This window comes from Neisseria sicca VK64 (assembly GCF_000260655.1).
Taxonomy (GTDB): Bacteria; Pseudomonadota; Gammaproteobacteria; order Burkholderiales; family Neisseriaceae; genus Neisseria; species Neisseria sicca_B.
In genome coordinates this window covers 49,139-67,291 of sequence record NZ_AJMT01000119.1, presented here as the reverse complement: position 1 = coordinate 67,291, position 18,153 = coordinate 49,139, and the positions used below count along the sequence as shown (strand labels likewise).

16 protein-coding genes and 4 tRNA genes are annotated in these 18,153 nt (G+C 51.7%); 5 read left to right on the top strand and 15 right to left on the bottom strand.

Going from position 1 to position 18,153, the window contains the following annotated elements; all coding sequences use genetic code 11:
• Window positions 1-298 precede the first annotated feature (298 nt).
• Window positions 299-374 (bottom strand) — tRNA-Phe (locus HMPREF1051_RS07375).
• A 256-nt stretch (window positions 375-630) separates the two neighbouring features.
• Between HMPREF1051_RS07375 and HMPREF1051_RS07370 the strand changes: the two genes are divergently transcribed.
• Complete coding sequence (locus tag HMPREF1051_RS07370) at window positions 631-1,200, top strand: hypothetical protein (protein ID WP_036492411.1); 570 nt, start codon at window positions 631-633, stop codon at window positions 1,198-1,200.
• Window positions 1,201-1,315: 115 nt separating this feature from the next.
• Here HMPREF1051_RS07370 and groL read toward each other — a convergent pair whose 3' ends face one another.
• Both groL and groES read right to left on the bottom strand, forming a co-directional pair.
• Window positions 1,316-2,950: a chaperonin GroEL gene (gene groL / locus HMPREF1051_RS07365; RefSeq protein ID WP_003744506.1), complete on the bottom strand. Its 1,635-nt coding sequence runs from the start codon at window positions 2,948-2,950 to the stop codon at window positions 1,316-1,318.
• Window positions 2,951-3,046: 96 nt separating this feature from the next.
• A complete protein-coding gene (groES, locus tag HMPREF1051_RS07360) occupies window positions 3,047-3,334 on the bottom strand; it encodes a co-chaperone GroES (protein ID WP_003744509.1) in 288 nt (95 codons plus the stop codon).
• Between the two features lie 60 nt (window positions 3,335-3,394).
• Between groES and HMPREF1051_RS14430 the strand changes: the two genes are divergently transcribed.
• Window positions 3,395-3,655 carry a hypothetical protein gene (locus HMPREF1051_RS14430; protein ID WP_155815307.1) on the top strand — a complete coding sequence of 87 codons (261 nt, stop codon included), beginning with the start codon at window positions 3,395-3,397 and terminating at the stop codon, window positions 3,653-3,655.
• A 106-nt stretch (window positions 3,656-3,761) separates the two neighbouring features.
• A complete protein-coding gene (locus HMPREF1051_RS07350) occupies window positions 3,762-5,777 on the top strand; it encodes a TonB-dependent receptor domain-containing protein (RefSeq protein ID WP_003766428.1) in 2,016 nt (671 codons plus the stop codon).
• A gap of 99 nt (window positions 5,778-5,876) precedes the next feature.
• On the opposite strand, the gene HMPREF1051_RS07345 is transcribed toward HMPREF1051_RS07350, so the two are convergent.
• The 5 genes from HMPREF1051_RS07345 to HMPREF1051_RS07325 form a co-directional block, all read right to left on the bottom strand.
• Window positions 5,877-6,221, bottom strand: a complete 345-nt coding sequence (locus tag HMPREF1051_RS07345; RefSeq protein ID WP_231286291.1) for a hypothetical protein — start codon at window positions 6,219-6,221, stop codon at window positions 5,877-5,879.
• Between the two features lie 11 nt (window positions 6,222-6,232).
• A complete protein-coding gene (locus tag HMPREF1051_RS07340; RefSeq protein WP_003766504.1) occupies window positions 6,233-6,493 on the bottom strand; it encodes a hypothetical protein in 261 nt (86 codons plus the stop codon).
• 222 nt (window positions 6,494-6,715) lie between these two features.
• Window positions 6,716-6,791, bottom strand: a tRNA-His gene (locus HMPREF1051_RS07335).
• A gap of 10 nt (window positions 6,792-6,801) precedes the next feature.
• A tRNA-Arg gene (locus HMPREF1051_RS07330) sits at window positions 6,802-6,878 on the bottom strand.
• Between the two features lie 26 nt (window positions 6,879-6,904).
• Window positions 6,905-6,982: transfer RNA gene (locus HMPREF1051_RS07325), tRNA-Pro, on the bottom strand.
• Between the two features lie 238 nt (window positions 6,983-7,220).
• Between HMPREF1051_RS07325 and folD the strand changes: the two genes are divergently transcribed.
• Window positions 7,221-8,072 (top strand): bifunctional methylenetetrahydrofolate dehydrogenase/methenyltetrahydrofolate cyclohydrolase FolD, encoded by an 852-nt coding sequence (folD, locus tag HMPREF1051_RS07320; protein WP_003766494.1) that lies wholly within the window; start codon window positions 7,221-7,223, stop codon window positions 8,070-8,072.
• 68 nt (window positions 8,073-8,140) lie between these two features.
• Here folD and prmC read toward each other — a convergent pair whose 3' ends face one another.
• The 6 genes from prmC to HMPREF1051_RS07295 form a co-directional block, all read right to left on the bottom strand.
• A complete protein-coding gene (gene prmC, locus HMPREF1051_RS07315; RefSeq protein ID WP_003766484.1) occupies window positions 8,141-8,968 on the bottom strand; it encodes a peptide chain release factor N(5)-glutamine methyltransferase in 828 nt (275 codons plus the stop codon).
• Window positions 8,969-9,019: 51 nt separating this feature from the next.
• Window positions 9,020-10,108, bottom strand: a complete 1,089-nt coding sequence (locus HMPREF1051_RS07310) for a sel1 repeat family protein (protein ID WP_003766384.1) — start codon at window positions 10,106-10,108, stop codon at window positions 9,020-9,022.
• A gap of 91 nt (window positions 10,109-10,199) precedes the next feature.
• Window positions 10,200-11,312, bottom strand: coding sequence for a tetratricopeptide repeat protein (locus tag HMPREF1051_RS07305; protein ID WP_003766415.1), 1,113 nt, complete (start codon window positions 11,310-11,312; stop codon window positions 10,200-10,202).
• A 75-nt stretch (window positions 11,313-11,387) separates the two neighbouring features.
• A complete protein-coding gene (gene dinG, locus HMPREF1051_RS07300) occupies window positions 11,388-13,538 on the bottom strand; it encodes an ATP-dependent DNA helicase DinG (RefSeq protein ID WP_003766496.1) in 2,151 nt (716 codons plus the stop codon).
• Window positions 13,539-13,581: 43 nt separating this feature from the next.
• Entirely contained in the window at window positions 13,582-13,722 is a 141-nt protein-coding gene (locus HMPREF1051_RS14850; RefSeq protein ID WP_196794316.1) for a hypothetical protein, read from the bottom strand.
• A gap of 271 nt (window positions 13,723-13,993) precedes the next feature.
• A complete protein-coding gene (locus tag HMPREF1051_RS07295) occupies window positions 13,994-14,260 on the bottom strand; it encodes a DUF3079 domain-containing protein (protein WP_003766405.1) in 267 nt (88 codons plus the stop codon).
• A gap of 368 nt (window positions 14,261-14,628) precedes the next feature.
• Between HMPREF1051_RS07295 and glmS the strand changes: the two genes are divergently transcribed.
• Window positions 14,629-16,467, top strand: a complete 1,839-nt coding sequence (gene glmS / locus HMPREF1051_RS07285) for a glutamine--fructose-6-phosphate transaminase (isomerizing) (RefSeq protein WP_003766510.1) — start codon at window positions 14,629-14,631, stop codon at window positions 16,465-16,467.
• Between the two features lie 275 nt (window positions 16,468-16,742).
• Here glmS and purB read toward each other — a convergent pair whose 3' ends face one another.
• Complete coding sequence (purB, locus tag HMPREF1051_RS07280; protein ID WP_003766466.1) at window positions 16,743-18,113, bottom strand: adenylosuccinate lyase; 1,371 nt, start codon at window positions 18,111-18,113, stop codon at window positions 16,743-16,745.
• Between the last annotated feature and the right edge of the window lie 40 nt (window positions 18,114-18,153).

The window sequence follows — 18,153 nt, the reverse complement described above, 5'->3', positions numbered from 1 at the left end:
TAGTGGATTAAATTTAAATCAGGACAAGGCGATGAAGCCGCAGACAGTACAGATAGTACGGAACCGATTCACTTGGTGCTTCAGCACCTTAGAGAATCGTTCTCTTTGAGCTAAGGCGAGGTAACGCCGTCCTGGTTTAAAGTTAATCCACTATATTTCAAATACAAAAGACGTTTCGATTAGCGGAAAGGGGCAGGGTCAGATGACAGAATGAAAATGAAAAATTGTGGGATGTCTTATCGACAGGGATTGGCTTGATGGCATGAGATAAAAAAATAACCGCCTTAGGCGGTTTTTGTGGTGGCCAGAGGCGGAATCGAACCGCCGACACACGGATTTTCAATCCGTTGCTCTACCAACTGAGCTATCTGGCCTTCATCTGCATTGCAGGGAAGTGGGCATTAAACCAAAAACAACGGGTTCATGCAAGGTTTATTTTGAAATGGTGCGGAGATATTTTATAAACTTTTGTTTTAGCTTAAATTAAATTTCGATGATTTTGAACAAAATCCACTGGATATCGACCGTCGGCACCCATAATTTTTCCATCGGGGAGGATTGTCGATTTCAGACGACCTATGTGTCGTTTTAAGATACAATCGCTTTTTTGTTTCTGAAGATATCTGTTTGATGTTGTATGATTTTTTAAAAGATATGTGGGATATTCTGCGTCTGCGCTATAAAAATCCTGCTGATTATTTCTATATGCTGCCTGTCATTTTGGCGATTTTGCTGCTGTTGGGCATGATTAATGCGGCAGATATGTCGACCTTGCTCGGTGTCAGCACTGCCACCGCCGTCTTTGGCGTGTTGGTTACCGTTATAAAGTGGCTGATTTTGAGCCGCGTGATGCGTCATGTTTTGAGCAGAAACGGCGCGCCGCGCCTGCCTTTATGGGGATTCATCTTGGCATCGGAGGCTCTGATGATTCCGGCGCTGCTTGTGTTTTATGTCCCACAGATTACGCCGCTGCTGATGTTTTGGAAGACTTGGGTGTTTTGGGTGCAGGCGGTCGGCTTGATGCAAATGGGTCAGGTTAAAGTTTGGACGGTATTCAAAGGCTATCTTTTGTACTTCTGCTGTATGGTTGTGATTATAGGGATTTTTATACAGCTGTTTACACTGGCTGGCTGGTTCGATAAAGCAACGCTAATGCAAAATTTTAATGCGTTAACGGCTGCTATGGAGCAGGCAAGATAAGCCAGGGTCGTCTGAAAATCCACCCTTCTCGTTTTCAGACGACCTTCTTCCAAAGAAAAAACCTGCACGGTTGTCCGTGCAGGTTTTTTCTTTGCGCTTAGGCTGGGGGACAACCTTACATCATGCCGCCCATACCACCCATGCCGCCCATGTCAGGCATAGCTGGTTTTTCTTCAGGGATTTCGGCAATCATGCAGTCGGTCGTCAGCATCAGGCCGGCGATCGACGCGGCGTGTTGCAGCGCGGAACGGGTTACTTTGGCGGGGTCGAGTACGCCCATTTCGATCATGTCGCCGTATTCGCCGGAGCCTGCGTTGTAACCGTAGTTGCCTTTGCCTTCCAGCACTTTGTTCACGACTACGCTAGGCTCGCCGCCTGCGTTGGCAACGATTTGGCGCAGCGGAGACTCAACGGCGCGCAAGACGATTTGCACGCCTGCGTCTTGGTCGGCATTGCCGGTGTGCAGGTTTTCCAAAGCGGCACGGGCGCGCAACAGGGCTACGCCGCCGCCGGCAACCACGCCTTCTTCAACGGCTGCGCGGGTAGCGTGCAGCGCGTCTTCCACGCGGTCTTTTTTCTCTTTCATTTCGACTTCGGTAGCGGCACCGACTTTAATCACTGCCACGCCGCCTGCTAATTTGGCAACGCGCTCTTGCAGTTTTTCTTTGTCGTAATCGCTGGTTGCGGTTTCGATTTGTTGGCGGATTTCGGCAACACGCGCTTCGATTTGGGCTGCGTCGCCGAAGCCGTCGATGATGGTGGTGTTTTCTTTACCGATTTCGATGCGTTTGGCTTGACCCAAGTCTTCCAAAGTGGCTTTTTCCAAAGACAGGCCGACTTCTTCGGCGATTACGGTGCCACCGGTCAGGATGGCGATGTCTTGCAACATGGCTTTGCGGCGGTCGCCGAAGCCCGGGGCTTTCACGGCAACGGTTTTCAGGATGCCGCGGATGTTGTTCACGACCAAAGTCGCCAAGGCTTCGCCTTCTACGTCTTCAGCAATAATCAACAGCGGACGGCTGGCTTTTGCCACTTGTTCCAAAACAGGCAGCAGGTCGCGGATGTTGCTGATTTTTTTGTCGAACAGCAATACAAACGGATTGTCCAGCGCAGCGATTTGTTTTTCCGCGTCGTTGATGAAGTAAGGGGACAGGTAGCCGCGGTCGAACTGCATACCTTCGACGACATCCAATTCGTTTTCCAAAGATTTGCCGTCTTCAACGGTAATCACGCCTTCTTTGCCGACTTTTTCCATCGCTTCGGCAATAATCGCGCCGACTTGTTCGTCAGAGTTGGCGGAAATCGAGCCGACTTGTGCGATTTCTTTGGAAGTATCGCAAGGTTTGGCGATGTTTTTCAGCTCTTCAACCAAAGCGGCAACGGCTTTGTCGATACCGCGTTTCAGGTCGGTCGGGTTCATGCCGGCGGTCACGTATTTCATGCCTTCCGCTACGATGGCTTGAGCCAATACGGTAGCGGTAGTGGTACCGTCGCCCGCTACGTCGTTGGTTTTGGACGCAACTTCTTTCACCATTTGCGCGCCCATGTTTTCGAATTTGTCTTTCAGTTCGATTTCTTTAGCGACGGTAACGCCGTCTTTGGTGATGTGCGGGCCGCCGAATGCGCGGTCAACCACTACGTTGCGACCTTTAGGACCCAAAGTTACGCGGACGGCGTTTGCCAGAGTGTTCACGCCGCTGACCATTTTTTGGCGGACTTCGTTACCGAACTGTACGTCTTTTGCTGCCATGTTTTGATTCTCCAAAATTGTTTAATGTTGTTTGAGGTCGTCTGAAAACCTTGTACGTCTTTTCAGACGACCTGTTGTTCTGAATAGACGGAATGTTTATTCGACAATACCGAAAATATCTTCTTCGCGCATCACCAACAGCTCTTCGCCGTCGGCTTTAACGGTTTGACCGCTGTATTTGCCGAAAATCACTTTGTCGCCGACTTTGACATCCAGCGGACGGCGCGCGCCGTCTTTACCGATTTTACCCGCACCCACGGCGATCACTTCGCCCATGTCGGGTTTTTCAGCGGCTGCGCCCGGCAAGACGATGCCTGATGCGGTTTTTTCTTCAGCTTCCAAGCGTTTGACGACGACGCGGTCGTGTAAAGGACGGATGGTCATGTTTTATGCTCCGATAAATAGTTTGAAAACAATCATCTGCCTTTATCCGGCAGATGCGGTTTGAAAAAGATGGCGGCAAGTTCATCAAAAAACTTGCCTGAACACAGCGGCAAATTAGGGTTCGGCGCGATAAATTCAAGGGAAGAAGCAAAAATTTTCCGCTTAAGGTCGTCTGAAAACGGGCATAACAAGTTGCGCACTATCCCCGCCCTACTTTCAATGCTGATCAAGCAGGCAGACATTTTCAGACGACCTTTTACAGTCGGCAAACTTCAAATGGTTCAATCAACAAAAAACCAGACACTATCAGCGCAAACATAAACACGCCTTTACAAAATAGTATCTCATCTTTAGAATAAATAGAAATCATTATTAATAATGAATTTAACCAAAGAACTGAAACTTGCCCATAACAAAGGAAATTTACATGACCTCTCCCCTGTTCCGCTTCAGCCTGCTCTCCTTAGCACTCGCCGCCGGTTTTGCCCACGCGGAAAACGAAGCGAAAGAAAGCGTTACCCTTGATACTGTTACTGTGAAAGGTCAAGCTACAAGCGCCACACACCGTGTAACTACAAAACGCATGGAAGAAACGACTTCCACTGATTTAAAAGACGTATTGTTCAACGAACCCTCTATCAGTTTCGGCGGCGGCAATGGTCAGTCGCAATGGGTAACCATCCGAGGCATGGGACAAGACCAAATAGATTATAAAGTTGACGATACTTACACTGACAGCCAGATTTTCCACCACAACGGCCGCTTTATGCTTGACCCCGCATTGGTAAAAGTCGTTGCCGTACAAAAAGGTACGGGTTCAGCCTCCGCAGGTATCGGCGCAACCAGCGGCGCAATTGTTGCTGAAACGGTTGAAGCTAAGGATTTGCTGAGAGAAGGCCAAAACGTCGGTTTCAAATTAAATGCCGGCATCAGCAGCAATAAAGGTTATTCACGCGGTGCAAGCGTTTACGGTCAGGCAGGCGGTTTTGACGCTTTGCTTTCAGGCAATTTCATACGCGAAAAAGAATACACGGCAGGCAAAGGCTACCGTAATCTGCTCGGAAGCGATAAGGTTTTAAACAGTGGATTGGGTTCACGCGGCTTGCTGGGCAAAATCGGCTATCGTTTCAACGAAGACAACCGTATTGAATTGAGCCACCGCCAAGAGAAACAATATGGCGAACGCGCCCTGCGCGAAGAGTTCGATTTCTCGCAAGTATTCCAAACTGACCGCCGTACGGGTCAATACATTTTGGATGCCAACGGCAACCGTATTCCGAATGTCGCCACCAACTCGCCGCGTTACCGCACGCTGACCCAAGACACCACAAACTTGGAATTCAAAGGCGGAAACTTGGGCTTTATCGACACAATCAAAGCCAACGTTTACCGTTTGAACATAAAACGCGACGAAGTCCCCAATCCCAATTATGAATTGGATGGCGAAGTGCGGACATACGGAGCCAACCTGAATCTTGACAGCCGTCTATTTGACCGCCATACCTTGAAATACGGAGTAAACTGGCGCACTCAAAAAAGCAGCTCAAAAGGAGAAAACAGCGAGAAGAAAAACGATGCCGGCGTATATGTAGAAGGCATTTGGGATTTCTCACCGGTTACACTGACCACAGGTTTGCGCTATGACCGCTGGAAAATGAGAACCAACAGTAACACAGAAAATTCAGACGGCAACTTCAATCCAAGCATCGGGTTGGTTTATGACATTTCCCCCGAATTCTCCATCAACACCAGCCTGAACTATGCAACCCGCAGCCCCCGCCTGTACGAAGCAGCTTTAATGAGCATCAGATCGATTAAAGCATCGCCTGACTTGAAAGCGGAACGCTCGCGAAATGCAGAAATCGGCTTCAACTACCACTGGAATTCCGCCCTGACATTGTCCGGTAGCTATTTCCATCAACAAATTAAAGATGTACAGGCCATCCGCCAAGCAGGGCAACACTATGTCTGGTATAACGGCGGCAAGCTGAAAAACAGAGGTTACGAACTGAACGCCGCCTACCGCTGGAAGGGTCTGACCGCACGTGCAGGCGTAGCCTACAGCCGACCGAAGTTGAACGGCGATACCGCCGACATCGTGACAACTGCCATCCCGATGGGACGCACATGGACAACCGGTCTGTCGTACCAATTCGACAATCCGAATTTGGAAATCGGCTGGCGCGGACGTTATGTCCAAAATGCAGGCTACGCCCCGACCTCGCGCGGCTCTGATGTGGCTCTGAATGTCGTCCGTGCAGGCTACGGTGTCAACGATATATTCGCCAACTGGAAGCCGACGGGCAAAGACGACTTAAACGTCAACTTCGCCGTCAACAATGTCTTAAATAAAAACTACAAGCCGCACAGCCAGCGCGCAGGTGCTAACGCCTTGCCTGAACCTGGCCGCGATATCCGCTTGAGCGTTAACTACCGCTTCTAAGAACCGCGTAAAAACAAAGACGTCGTCTGAAAACCCTTTACTGTTTTTCAGACGACGTCTTTCTGTTTGGAAAACCGTGTTTATCGGAAGACTGTTTGTTCAAATGTCCCTTCGAATAGCCTTGTCGCGTTCCGCTTCGATTGAATGAATGTATTGCATCAGCGTTTGAATAAAAACGGCCAAATCACGCTGCCACGAATGGCGGTTGGTTTTAGTGAAATACAGCGATATTTCGGGTTGCTCCATCAGATAGCAACCGAAGCTCTCGTGCAACGGTACGATACGGATATCGTTCACATTATAAAAAGCAATGGTCATTGGTAGCGTGAAATAGGGATGTGACAGCGTCCACATGGCAGGGAAGGCGGGGCTGTCCTCCTCAGAAGCAACAGTTAAATCATGGTTATACAGGGCGTTACGCAGGTCTTCGATGTGCTTTTTCATGTTTTTATTTTTCACTCTATTTGGAAAAACGCTTGAACAAAGCGGGTGATGTTTTCCCGATTTACCGCTTGCAGCACAACGACTGCTTCGTTTTTCAAAAAGCCGACTGGGTCAGATTCATCGGCACGGGTTTGGTTGAGGCGGCATAAATCGTAGAATGTAAAAACAAAATTTTGCCCATTGATACATAATGGAAAATCCAATAGACAGCCTTTGTTCTCGGCTTCAAATTCGGTAAGATCATCAAACCATTCAGGAAATGTGATGTGCATGAGTTTCCTTTTAAAATCGTATGAAAAGTCCGTTTCGTTAGAGATAACTTTCAAAGATCCTTTTCAGACGACCTTGAGATTACCTAAAAGTTTATCTTGTATCCAACAACACTTCAAAAACCAAATACTTCAATTCTCACGGATGATGCAAAAGTCCAACCGCTATTTGAAATGCAATAGACAATAAAAAATCCTGCATATTGCTATGCAGGATTTTTTATTTGGGGTGGCTGATGGGGCTCGAACCCACGACAACTGGAATCACAATCCAGGGCTCTACCAACTGAGCTACAGCCACCATTAACTTTTGGCACGCCCGACAGGAATCGAACCTGTAACCCCCGACTTAGAAGGTCGGTGCTCTATCCGGTTGAGCTACGGGCGCTCATGCCGATTCGTGCTGAATTTTGGTGGTCGGGGCGGTGGGATTCGAACTCACGACCCTCTGCTCCCAAAGCAGATGCGCTAACCGGGCTGCGCTACGCCCCGACTGAAGAATGGGAATATACAGATACGCTGAAATCCTGTCAATCCAATTTGAGATCATTTTTCTTTTTTCTAAATTATCTGTTTATTTTTATTTAAAATTTAATTTTTCGCCTACTTCATACTGGGTGTAATGCCGTTCAAAAATACAGTTTCGGTTTTTGCTGTTATCCGACTGCCAAATCATTTTAAAAATGCGATAATTGCGTTTGCTATTTATTGATAACCAAATGGAAATTTCATGACAGTTCAATTGATTGACGGTAAAAAAATATCGCAGGAGCGTTTGCAGCTGGTATCCGCTGCGGTAGCCAAGCGGCTTGAATCCGGATTGCGCGCGCCTTGTTTGGCCGTGGTGTTGGTCGGTGACAATCCTGCCAGTGCCGTATATGTCCGCAACAAAAAATCGGCATGCCAAAAATGCGGCATCAGGTCTTTGTCTTATGAGCTGCCAGCGTCGACTTCTCAGGAAGATTTGCTGAAGCTGATTGATGAATTGAACGGGAACGCGGAAGTAGACGGTATTTTGGTGCAGCTTCCGCTTCCTGAGGGCTTAGACAGTCAGGCTGTTTTGGAACGTATCCATCCGGACAAAGATGTGGACGGCTTCCATCCTTATAACGTGGGTCGTTTGGTGGTAAAAATGCCGCTGATGCGCCCTTGTACGCCCAAGGGTGTGATGACGCTGCTGGAGGCTTACGGTATCGATCCGAAAGGCAAGAAGGCGGTGGTTGTCGGGGCATCGAATATTGTCGGACGCCCGCAGGCATTGGAGCTGCTGCTTGCCCGCGCCACGGTAACGATTTGCCACAGTGCGACGGAAAACTTGGACAAGGAAGTCGGGGCTGCCGATATTGTGGTGGTAGGCGTCGGGATTCCCAATTTTGTCAAAGGGGAATGGATTAAACCCGGCGCAGTGGTGATTGATGTCGGGATTAACCGTTTGGAAGATGGCAGCCTGTGCGGCGATGTGGAATTTGATGTGGCAAAAGAACGGGCGGGCATGATTACCCCGGTACCCGGCGGGGTCGGTCCGATGACGATTGCTACTTTATTGGAAAATACTTTACATGCTGCGACGCTGCATGATTAAACCACAATAAACGGACACGATACGGCAGGCGGCAGATTGGCGGCTTCACTTTCAACCGCTGGAAAACATTATTCGATGTGGCGGAACATGCCTAAAGTCAATCTGTCCAGCCCTGCCAAATCTTGTTGCGTACTGACTTCGGCAAAGCCGTTTGCCGTCAAAATCTGCCGCACTGCTGCGCCTTGGTTGTAACCATGTTCCAGCAGCAGCCATCCGCCCTCTTTTAAAAATTCCGGCGCGCGCTGCGCCAGCTCTCGAATACAGCTCAAGCCGTCGGCAAAATCTGTCAACGCCGTTTGCGGCTCGAATCTCAAATCCCCTTGGCTCAAATGCTCGTCGCCGGCTTCGATATAAGGCGGATTGGAAACAATGACATCGAAGCGGTGTTTGTCTTCAGACGACGTCTTATCCGTCTCAAACCACGAACCCAATGCAAACTCGACCCTTGCGCCCAGAGTTTCCGCGTTTTTACGGGCAATCGCCAACGCTCCGCCGCTGATATCGGAAGCGCGCACTGCCGCATCCGTTCTTTCCAACGCCACCGTCACGGCGACCGCCCCGCTGCCCGTTCCCAAATCCCAAACCTGCCCGTTTACGGGGAGATGTTCGATTACCGCCTCCACCAAATGCTCGGTTTCAGGACGGGGAATCAACACGTCGGGACTGACTTCAAACCATCGTCCGTAAAACTCCCGTCCGCCCAAAATATACGCCATCGGCTCGCCTTTCAGACGACGTGCCTGCAGGATATCCAGTTGCGCTGCTACTGCTTCCGGCAGCGGATCGGCGCCTTGCGTGACCAACTGCACACGGCTATAACCGCCTGCATGTTGCAGCAGCATACGGGCTTCGAGTCTCGGCAACTGCGAATGGCGCAGCCATTGGTCTAAGGTCATGTCGTGTTTGTCCTGAGTTTGTACGGGTAACGGTGAGGAGTCCTGTTTATCTTAATCTTTGCGCGGCGGCCAGTAAACTTCTTCTTTTTTGACGATACCGCGTTTGAGGATATCGGCAGCAAGGGCGGCGGTGTCGGGCGGATTTTGGTAGAACGCCGCGTCTTCCTTGCTCATTGCCGAGTAGATGCCTTTCCAGTGGGTTTTGGCAGGCGGCAGGGGCAGGACTTCGTCTAGGCGCGGGAAGGTGTAGAAGGGGTTGCCGCTTTTAGTGCCTGTGCCTTTCAGAGCAACTTTCAATTCTTTATAAGCTGCTTCTCGGATGGGGTCTGCATGGATGTCAGAGAATTGATCCATAAGTTCTTTATTCTTAGCAAAGACCATTTTTAGCTTTAAAGCAGCTCCTCCACCTCCTTCTCCTCCTTGGCGCACTGCGTTGTGCATCAGCAGCAAAGATTCTTGTAGGTTTTCATAACGGATTCGTTTGATCCTAGATAATTCTTCCATGGCAGCAGAAAAACCCTGCTTGGCAGCACAACCAAGGAGTAACTCACGAGTATTCATATCTTTAAACTGTTTATCGTAAATCAGTGATAGCTCATACTGCGCCAGCGGCACACCCAAATCCACCGCCTTTTGCAGATAGGCAAGACCAAGTTGCGGATTACGGCGATAACCTGCATTGCCTTCGTACAGCGCGTCAAACAGCCAATAGTTTGCCATCGCCCAGTTTTTGTCCAGACCGTAGTGCAGCCACTTTCGGGCGCGGTTGTGCAAGGGGTTGTACATGATGCCGGTCGAACCTTGCACATGGGTGTAGAGCAGGTAAAGGTTGTTGATTGCCTGATAATGCCCTTTTGATGCCGCGGCTTCGTACAAGACAATCATGTCCTGAAATTCCTGTTTGTTCATACGCCAGTCTTTGGCATCCAGTAGTGTGGCGGCACGATACCAGAGATGGGATTCGGCATCGGGCGGGGACGGCGGCGTCCAAGTCGCGCAGGTGTATTCGGTGCGCTTCGAGTCAAAGGCTTTGGGTGCGGGATGGGTCTGGGTGTAATCGCGGTCGGATTGGGAAAGTGAAACCGAACCGCAGGAAGCCAGCAGGGGGATAAGCAGGGCGATGAAAGTGAGTTTGTTCATGGTATGTGTTGATGATGTTTGTGTTGAGGTCGTCTGAAACTGGAAATCAGGTTTCAGACGACCTTTTTTAAATGTTGTGTCTTGATTCCAATTACAGCCCGTGATCTTCGGGAGGCTCGGGAGGGCGCGGCGACCAGTAAACCTCTTCTTTTTTGACGATACCGCGTTTGAGGATATCGGCAGCAAGAGCAGCGGTGTCGGGTGGATTTTGGTAGAACGCCGCGTCTTCTTTACTCATTGCGGAGTAGATGCCTTTCCAGTGGGTTTTGGCGGGAGGCAGAGGGAGGACTTCGTCTAGGCGTGGGAAGGTGTAGAAGGGGTTGCCGCTTTTGGTGCCTGTGCCTTTAAGGGCTTTTTCTAACTCGGCATAGGCTGCTTCGCGGACAGGATCGGCAGGGATAGCAATAAATTTATCCATAAGAGCCTTATTTTTAGCATAAACCATTGTTAGCTTTAAGGCGGCTTCTCCTCCTCCTTCACCACCATAGCGCAATGCATTGTGCATTAATTGCAAGGATTCTTTTAAATTACCATAACGAATCCGCTTGATCCTAGACAATTCATCCATGGCGGCAGAGAACCCTTGCCTAGCTGCGCAATCAAGCAGCAGTTCGCGCGTGTTGTAATCTTTAAATCGTTTATCGTAAATCCGTGCCAATTCATATTGTGCCAGTGGCACGCCCAAATCCACTGCCTTTTGCAGGTAGGCAAGAGCGAGTTTAGGGTTATAGCGATAGCCCGCATTGCCTTCATACAGCGCATCAAACAGCCAGTAGTTTGCCATCGCCCAGTTTTTGTCCAGACCGTAGTGCAGCCATTTGCGGGCGCGACTGGGCTGAGGAGCATACAAAGTACCGCTTGCCCCTTGTCCGTTGGTATAAAGTAAATAAAGGTTGTTGATTGCCTGATAATGCCCCTTCGACGCTGCCGCTTCATATAGGGTAATCATATCCTGAGCCTGCCGCGTATTCTTGCGCCAACCTTCAGCATGAATCAGAGTGGCGGCACGATACCAAAGATGGGATTCGGCATCGGGTGGGGATGGTGGCGTCCAAGTGGTGCAAGTGTATTCGGTACGCTTCGAGTCAAAGGCTTTGGGTGCGGGATGGGTCTGGGTGTAATCGCGGTCGGATTGGGAAAGTGAAACCGAACCGCAGGAAACCAGCAGGGGGATAAGTATGGCGATGAAAGTGAGTTTTTTCATGGTATGTGTTGATTGTGTTTGTGTTGAGGTCGTCTGAAACTGGAAATCAGGTTTCAGACGACCTCTTTATGGGTTTCAACCTATCCTTTTAAACGGCGGCAGGCTGGCTAGTAATTGCTGGCCGTACCGCTGCGTTTTGACGCGGTTGTCGAGGATGGTCACGCGGCCGTAGTCTTGTTCGGTGCGGATGAGGCGGCCGACGGCTTGGATGAGTTTGATGCCGGCTTCGGGGACGGTGATTTCGATGAAGGGGTTGCCGCCGCGCTGTTCTATCCAGCGGTTTTGGGTTTTTTCGATGGGGTTGTCGGGCATGGCGAAGGGGAGCTTGGCGATGATGACTTGCACGCAGGCGGTGCCGGGCAGGTCGAGTCCTTCGGCGAAACTGTCGAGTCCGAAGATGATGCTGGCTTTGCCGTCTTCTATGGCTTGGTGGTGTTTTTGCAGGAGGACGGCTTTGGGCAATTCGCCTTGTACGAGTAAGAGCGGCAGGTAGTCTTCGGGCAGGCGCAGGGCGACATCCTGCATTTGTTTGCGCGAGGAAAACAGGACGAGCGTGCCGATGGCTTCGGTGGGCGAAATGAGCTTGGGCAGCCATTCGACGATGGCGGCGGTATGCGCGGCGGGGTCTTTGGGACTGGCGTGTACGGGCGGGATGTAGAGTTCGCCTTGCGCATCGAAATCAAACGGGCTTTCTAGGGCGAGGGTGGTGGTTTCGGGCAGCCATTGCAGTCCGGTTTGGCGCAGGATGAGGTTGAAGCTGCCCAAGGATTGCAGGGTGGCGGAGGTCAACACTGCGCCTGCCGCGCGCCGCCACAGGCTGTTGGCGAGGTGGGACGCGCTGCTGATGGGGCTGGCGTTGAAAATGTAGTCGTTTTTGTCGTCGGCGCGGCGGGTTATCCATTTTGCCAGCGGTTCTTCGCCCTCGAGTGGGACGGTGGAAAGTAAATCCCATGTGGCGGTGATTTGTTCGATACGTGCGCGGAATACGCCGAATTCGGTACTCAGGCGGTCGATTTGCGCGCTGTTTTGGTCTTTGTCGCGGCGGGCGGCGGACAATGCGTCGTTGAGGCTGTTGATGTGTTTGTAGAGGCTGCGGGCGGCGATGGCGGTGTTGGAAACGGTGGTTTCGAGGCCTTCGGGGATTTTGCCGTCTTCCCACAGCCAAGTCGGCTCGCTGTTTGTCCGTCTGTCGTTTTCAGACGACCCCAAGCCCAAAGACGGCTCTTCGGCGAGATGGAACTGCCATTCGTGCAGGCTTTCGAGCAGCGCGGCGGCGGCTTCGTCGGCAAGGTTCGCCAACTCGCCTTTGTCGGTGAGTGCGGCAATTTTGCCGGTAACCTGCGGCAGTTTTTCCAACGCCCACACCGCTTGGTTCCACGAATGCTCGGCGGCAAACTGGCTGAGGGCTTTTTTGGGCAGGTGGTGCGCTTCGTCGATGCAGTAGAAGCTGTTTTCAGGGTCGGGCAAAATCACGCCGCCGCCCATGCTGATGTCGACCATCAGCAAATCGTGGTTGGTTACGACGACATCGACGGTTTCCAGCGTGTCGCGGGCAAGGTAAAACGGGCATTCCGGGCGGTTGGGGCAGGCGGTTTTGAGGCAGCCGTAGTTGTCGTTGTTCACCTTCATCCAGATGGTGTCGTCGATTTTTTCCGGCCAAGTGTCGCGGTCGCCGTTGAACCGACGGGCGGAAAATTCGTCGGCGATGTCGCGCAGCAGCCTCAATTCTTCGGGCTTGGGTTTGCTGTCCCACAAGACGGCGGGAGCTTCGAAGCCGAGCAGGTTTTGCTGGGCGTTGCTTTGCGTGAGTTGGTAGAGTTTGTAGGGGCAGAGATAACGGCCGCGCCCTTTGGCAAGCGCAAAGGTCAGTTCCAAACCGCTTTTTTCAACCAGAAACGGAAGGTCGCGATCAACCAACTGCTCCTGCAAGGCAACCGTCGCGCTGCTCACAATCAGCCGCTTGCCGCGCGTCTGCGCCATAATGCCGCCCGCCAGCAGGTAGGCAAGCGATTTGCCCACTCCGGTCGGCCCTTCGATCACGGCAATGCTCTCGCCCTCTCGCTTGGGCGGTTCGCCGCCTTCTTCGCGCGTCAACGTCCGCGAAAAAGCGTTGGCAACCGCCGCAATCATTTCCCGCTGCGAAGCGCGCGGACGGAAACCGGGCAGGTTTTTGCCGATATTTTGGTAATGGTCGCGGATGGCGTTTTTTTCTAAATCGGTGAGCATCGAGGTCGTCTGAAAAGGTGGATTTGCTTATGAATTGGTTATTTTAGCATTTTTCGCGGACGGGTTCGGGAGAGATGGGAAAGGTCGTCTGAAAAGCATATTTTGGCGTTTTCAGACGACCTTTGGTAAGGGAAGCCACATTGGGATGGGAGGTTTGAACCTTTGTCGTTTCTGTTGCCGTCATTCCCACGCAGGCGGGAATCCATCGTAAAACTTTAGAAATCTTGATTTGGAAAACAGTTTCTGAATTTCAAAAATGGATTCCCGCCTGCATGGGAATGACGGAATTTGATGAGATACCGTATTTAAAAAATTAAGTATGTTTGCTAGAGAGATAGGCGGCGGCAGTTTGGCGCAGGTGGGGTCAATTTCTTGGTGCATCGTTGAAATAAAAATAAGGGCGCATGATTGCGCCCCTTCGGTTTTCAGACGACCCCTTAAGCTTGGCGGGGTGCTTAAGCCGTTTTATTCCGCAACGGCAGTTTGATATGCGGCTTGGCGGGTTTGGGCGCTTCTTTCAAGCCCAGTTCGATTTGCTGCTCTTCGCTCAACAAATTGCTCCAGTCGCCTTTTTTATACCACTCGCGCCCGTCCAATTCGATGGGGTGCTGGATGCGCTCGCAGCCGTTGCCGCATTGCAAATCGTCTTCTTTACAATATTTGTCGCAACCCCAGCAGATGCGCTCCGGCGCTTTGGGGAAGATGGGGAATTTTTTTGCCATGGTGTGAAATCCTTGTTTTTATTTTCATGAAATTATAAATGATTCGATTGCGACAGCTTGGTTTTTGTACGTCTTTTTACGCTGGATGGTTAAGAAATGTATAAGGTCGTCTGAAATAGCCAGCCGATTCATGTTATATTTATACAGACAGCATATCAACCTGTTCGATAAAACTAATCCGCCATATGGCACTCAAACGGCGGGAAGCCTGATATTTGAAACTATTTTTAAAGCAATCAATCAGTTGGATTTACTGTTAATTTCTTTAAAATTCAGTATGATATATTTCGCTCTGATATAATGTGCGGGCAAGGCGTACGGAAGCCGGCGTCTTGTCTTTTTTCAACTTTAGATACTAAGGAACTTATATGTGCGGTATCGTCGGCGCCATCCGCGCCAATCACAATGTAGTCGATTTTCTGACCGACGGTCTCAAACGCCTTGAATATCGGGGCTATGACTCGTCGGGTATCGCCGTGAACATGGACGGCAAAATCAAACGCGTGCGCCGCGTCGGCCGCGTGCAGCTGATGGAGGACGCGGCGCGCGAAAAAGGTGTGTTCGGACACATCGGTATCGGCCATACCCGCTGGGCGACTCACGGCGGCGTAACCGAACCCAACGCCCACCCCCACATCTCCGGCGGTATGATTGCCGTCGTCCACAACGGCATTATCGAAAACTTCGAAGCCGAACGCGAACGCCTCAAAGCCTTGGGTTACACCTTCGAATCGCAAACCGACACCGAAGTCATTGCCCACAGCGTCAATCACGAATACACCCAAAACGGCGGCAAACTGTTTGAAGCCGTCCGCGCTGCCACCGCCCGTTTCCACGGCGCATATGCCATCGCCGTGATGGCGCAGGACAAACCCGAAGAAATGGTGGTCGCACGCATGGGCTGCCCACTCTTGGTGGCATTGGGCGACCAAGAAACCTTCATTGCCTCCGACGTATCCGCCGTCATCGCCTTCACCCGCCGCATCGCCTATTTGGAAGACGGCGACATCGCCGTATTGAGCGCGAACGGTATTGAAAAACTGATTGACAAAACCGGTGCCGAAACCCAACGCAAAGTCAAAGTATCCGAACTGTCGCTCGCTTCGCTGGAGTTGGGCCCATACAGCCACTTCATGCAAAAGGAAATCCACGAGCAGCCGCGCGCCATCGCCGATACCGCCGAAGTCTTCCTTGACGGCGGCTTCGAACCCGAAAACTTCGGCGCAAACGCACGCGAAGTGTTCGACGACATCCACAGCATCAAAATCCTTGCCTGCGGCACGTCCTACTACGCCGCGCTGACCGCCAAATACTGGCTCGAATCCATCGCCAAAATCCCGACCGACGTCGAAATCGCCAGCGAATACCGCTACCGCGACGTGATTGCCGATCCGAAACAACTGATCATCACCATCTCCCAATCCGGCGAAACCTTGGACACGATGGAAGCCCTGAAATACGCGAAATCCTTAGGGCACAAACACAGCCTGTCCATCTGCAACGTCATGGAATCCGCCCTGCCGCGCGAAAGCGAATTGGTGCTGTACACCCGCGCCGGTGCAGAAATCGGCGTCGCTTCCACCAAAGCGTTCACCACGCAACTGGTTGTATTGTTTGGCTTGGCAGTGACGCTGGGCAAACAGCGCGGTTTGGTTTCTGCCGAAAAAGCGCGCGAATACGTCGAAGAACTGCGCCAACTGCCCGGCAGCATCCAACACGTTCTCAACCTTGAGCCGCAAATCGCCGCGTGGGCGCAAAAATTTGCCAAGAAAAACAGCGCACTGTTTTTAGGCCGCGGCATCCACTTCCCGATTGCCCTCGAAGGCGCGTTGAAGCTGAAAGAAATCACCTACATCCACGCCGAAGCCTATCCCGCAGGCGAATTGAAACACGGCCCGTTGGCATTGGTGGATGAAAACATGCCCGTCGTCGTCATCGCGCCAAACGACGGCTTGTTGGACAAAGTCAAAGCCAATATGCAGGAAGTCGGCGCACGCGGCGGCGAACTCTTCGTCTTTGCCGATTTGGACAGCAATTTCAACGCCACCGACGGCGTGCACGTCATCCGCGCCCCGCGCCACGTCGGCGTACTCTCGCCGATCGTGCACACCATCCCCGTGCAGCTCTTGTCCTACCACGCCGCCCTCGCACGCGGCACGGACGTGGACAAACCGCGCAACCTGGCGAAATCGGTTACGGTTGAATAAAGCCCGATTTGAACGGTAAAAGGTCGTCTGAAAACTGGGAAACCAAAGTTTTCAGACGACCTTTTTTAAATCGACGCGCACTTTGGATAAACCGAACCCGTAGCGTGGGCTTTGCCCACGAATGAATAGAAATGATTGGATTCTGATGTTCGGGTCGAAAGTCGTGGGCAAAGCCCACGCTACTCTTAATATGACGAAAGGTCGTTTGAAAACCATCAGTTTTGGTTTTCAGACGACCTTTTGTTCCGATTCAATCTCAAATCATCAAGGCTGCATCAAATCCGTTTCGCCAATTCTTCCGCTTTGCCGATGTAGAGCGCAGGGGTCAGGGCGAGCAGTTGGGCTTTGGCTTCGGCGGGGATTTCCAGCGATTCGATGAAGACTTTCAGCACTTCGGGCGTGATGCCGCCTTTGCCGCGCGTCAGGTCTTTCAGTTTTTCGTAAGGATTGGCGACGCCGTGGCGGCGCATAACGGTTTGAATCGGTTCGGCGAGCAGTTCCCAAGTGGCATCCAAATCGGCAGCCAGCGCGGCGGGGTTGGGTTCGAGCTTGTTCAGGCCGCGCAGGTGGGCGGCAAAACCTAATACGGCATAGCCTACGCCTACGCCCATGTTGCGCAGGACGGTGCTGTCGGTCAGGTCGCGCTGCCAGCGGGAGACGGGCAGTTTTTCGGCTAAGAAGCCCAATACGGCGTTTGCCATGCCGAGGTTGCCTTCGGAGTTTTCAAAGTCGATGGGGTTGACTTTGTGCGGCATGGTGGAAGAGCCGACTTCGCCCGCTTTGACTTTTTGTTTGAAGTAACCCAATGAAATATAACCCCAAACGTCGCGGTTGAAGTCGATCAGTATGGTGTTGATGCGGCTGAGGGTTTGGAAGAATTCAGCCATGTAGTCATGCGGTTCGATTTGGATGGTGTAGGGGTTGAAGGTCAGGCCGAGGCTGATTTCGACGAAGTTGCGGCAGTGGGTTTCCCAATCGACGTCGGGATAGGCGACCATGTGGGCGTTGTAGTTGCCGACTGCGCCGTTGATTTTGCCGAGGAATTCTTGCGCCTGAAGGTTTTTGAACTGGCGTTGCAGGCGGTACACGATGTTGGCGGTTTCTTTGCCCAAAGTGGTCGGCGTGGCGGGTTGGCCGTGGGTACGGCTCATCATGGGGACGGCGGCAAGGTCGTGCGCCATGCCGGTGAGTTTTTCGATGATTTCGGCAAGTTTCGGCAGGATGACGGTTTCGCGCGCTTCTTGCAGCATTAGGGCGTGGGACAGGTTGTTGATGTCTTCGCTGGTGCAGGCGAAGTGGATAAACTCGCTGGCGGCGGCGACTTCGGGTACGCCGGCGAAGCGTTCTTTGAGCCAGTATTCGATGGCTTTGACATCATGATTGGTGGTCGCTTCGATGGCTTTGACGGCGGCTGCGTCTTCCAATGAAAAGTTTTCGATGACTTTGTCAATTTCGGCAAGCGTGAAATCGCTGAAGGCGGGAATTTCGGTGATTTTCGGTTCGGCGGCGAGGGCTTTGAGCCAGCTCAATTCGACTTTGACGCGCGCCCTCATCAGGCCGTATTCGGAGAAAATCGGACGCAATGCTTCAACGGATTTGGCGTAGCGGCCGTCTAGGGGGGAAAGTGCAGCGATAGGGTTGATCATGTCGGAGTCCTGTCGGTAGGTCGGTCAAACGGTTAAATCA

Excerpts from the sequence above, each read along its gene's own strand:
- glmS (WP_003766510.1), top strand. The coding sequence starts at position 14,629 with ATGTGCGGTATCGTCGGCGCCATCCGCGCCAATCACAATGTAGTCGAT.
- HMPREF1051_RS07370 (WP_036492411.1), top strand. The coding sequence starts at position 631 with ATGTTGTATGATTTTTTAAAAGATATGTGGGATATTCTGCGTCTGCGC.
- folD (WP_003766494.1), top strand. The coding sequence starts at position 7,221 with ATGACAGTTCAATTGATTGACGGTAAAAAAATATCGCAGGAGCGTTTG.
- HMPREF1051_RS14850 (WP_196794316.1), bottom strand. The coding sequence starts at position 13,722 with ATGACGGCAACAGAAACGACAAAGGTTCAAACCTCCCATCCCAATGTG.
- prmC (WP_003766484.1), bottom strand. The coding sequence starts at position 8,968 with ATGACCTTAGACCAATGGCTGCGCCATTCGCAGTTGCCGAGACTCGAA.
- groL (WP_003744506.1), bottom strand. The coding sequence starts at position 2,950 with ATGGCAGCAAAAGACGTACAGTTCGGTAACGAAGTCCGCCAAAAAATG.
- HMPREF1051_RS07340 (WP_003766504.1), bottom strand. The coding sequence starts at position 6,493 with ATGCACATCACATTTCCTGAATGGTTTGATGATCTTACCGAATTTGAA.
- HMPREF1051_RS07350 (WP_003766428.1), top strand. The coding sequence starts at position 3,762 with ATGACCTCTCCCCTGTTCCGCTTCAGCCTGCTCTCCTTAGCACTCGCC.
- HMPREF1051_RS07310 (WP_003766384.1), bottom strand. The coding sequence starts at position 10,108 with ATGAACAAACTCACTTTCATCGCCCTGCTTATCCCCCTGCTGGCTTCC.
- HMPREF1051_RS07295 (WP_003766405.1), bottom strand. The coding sequence starts at position 14,260 with ATGGCAAAAAAATTCCCCATCTTCCCCAAAGCGCCGGAGCGCATCTGC.
- groES (WP_003744509.1), bottom strand. The coding sequence starts at position 3,334 with ATGACCATCCGTCCTTTACACGACCGCGTCGTCGTCAAACGCTTGGAA.
- dinG (WP_003766496.1), bottom strand. The coding sequence starts at position 13,538 with ATGCTCACCGATTTAGAAAAAAACGCCATCCGCGACCATTACCAAAAT.
- purB (WP_003766466.1), bottom strand. The coding sequence starts at position 18,113 with ATGATCAACCCTATCGCTGCACTTTCCCCCCTAGACGGCCGCTACGCC.
- HMPREF1051_RS07305 (WP_003766415.1), bottom strand. The coding sequence starts at position 11,312 with ATGAAAAAACTCACTTTCATCGCCATACTTATCCCCCTGCTGGTTTCC.
- HMPREF1051_RS07345 (WP_231286291.1), bottom strand. The coding sequence starts at position 6,221 with ATGAAAAAGCACATCGAAGACCTGCGTAACGCCCTGTATAACCATGAT.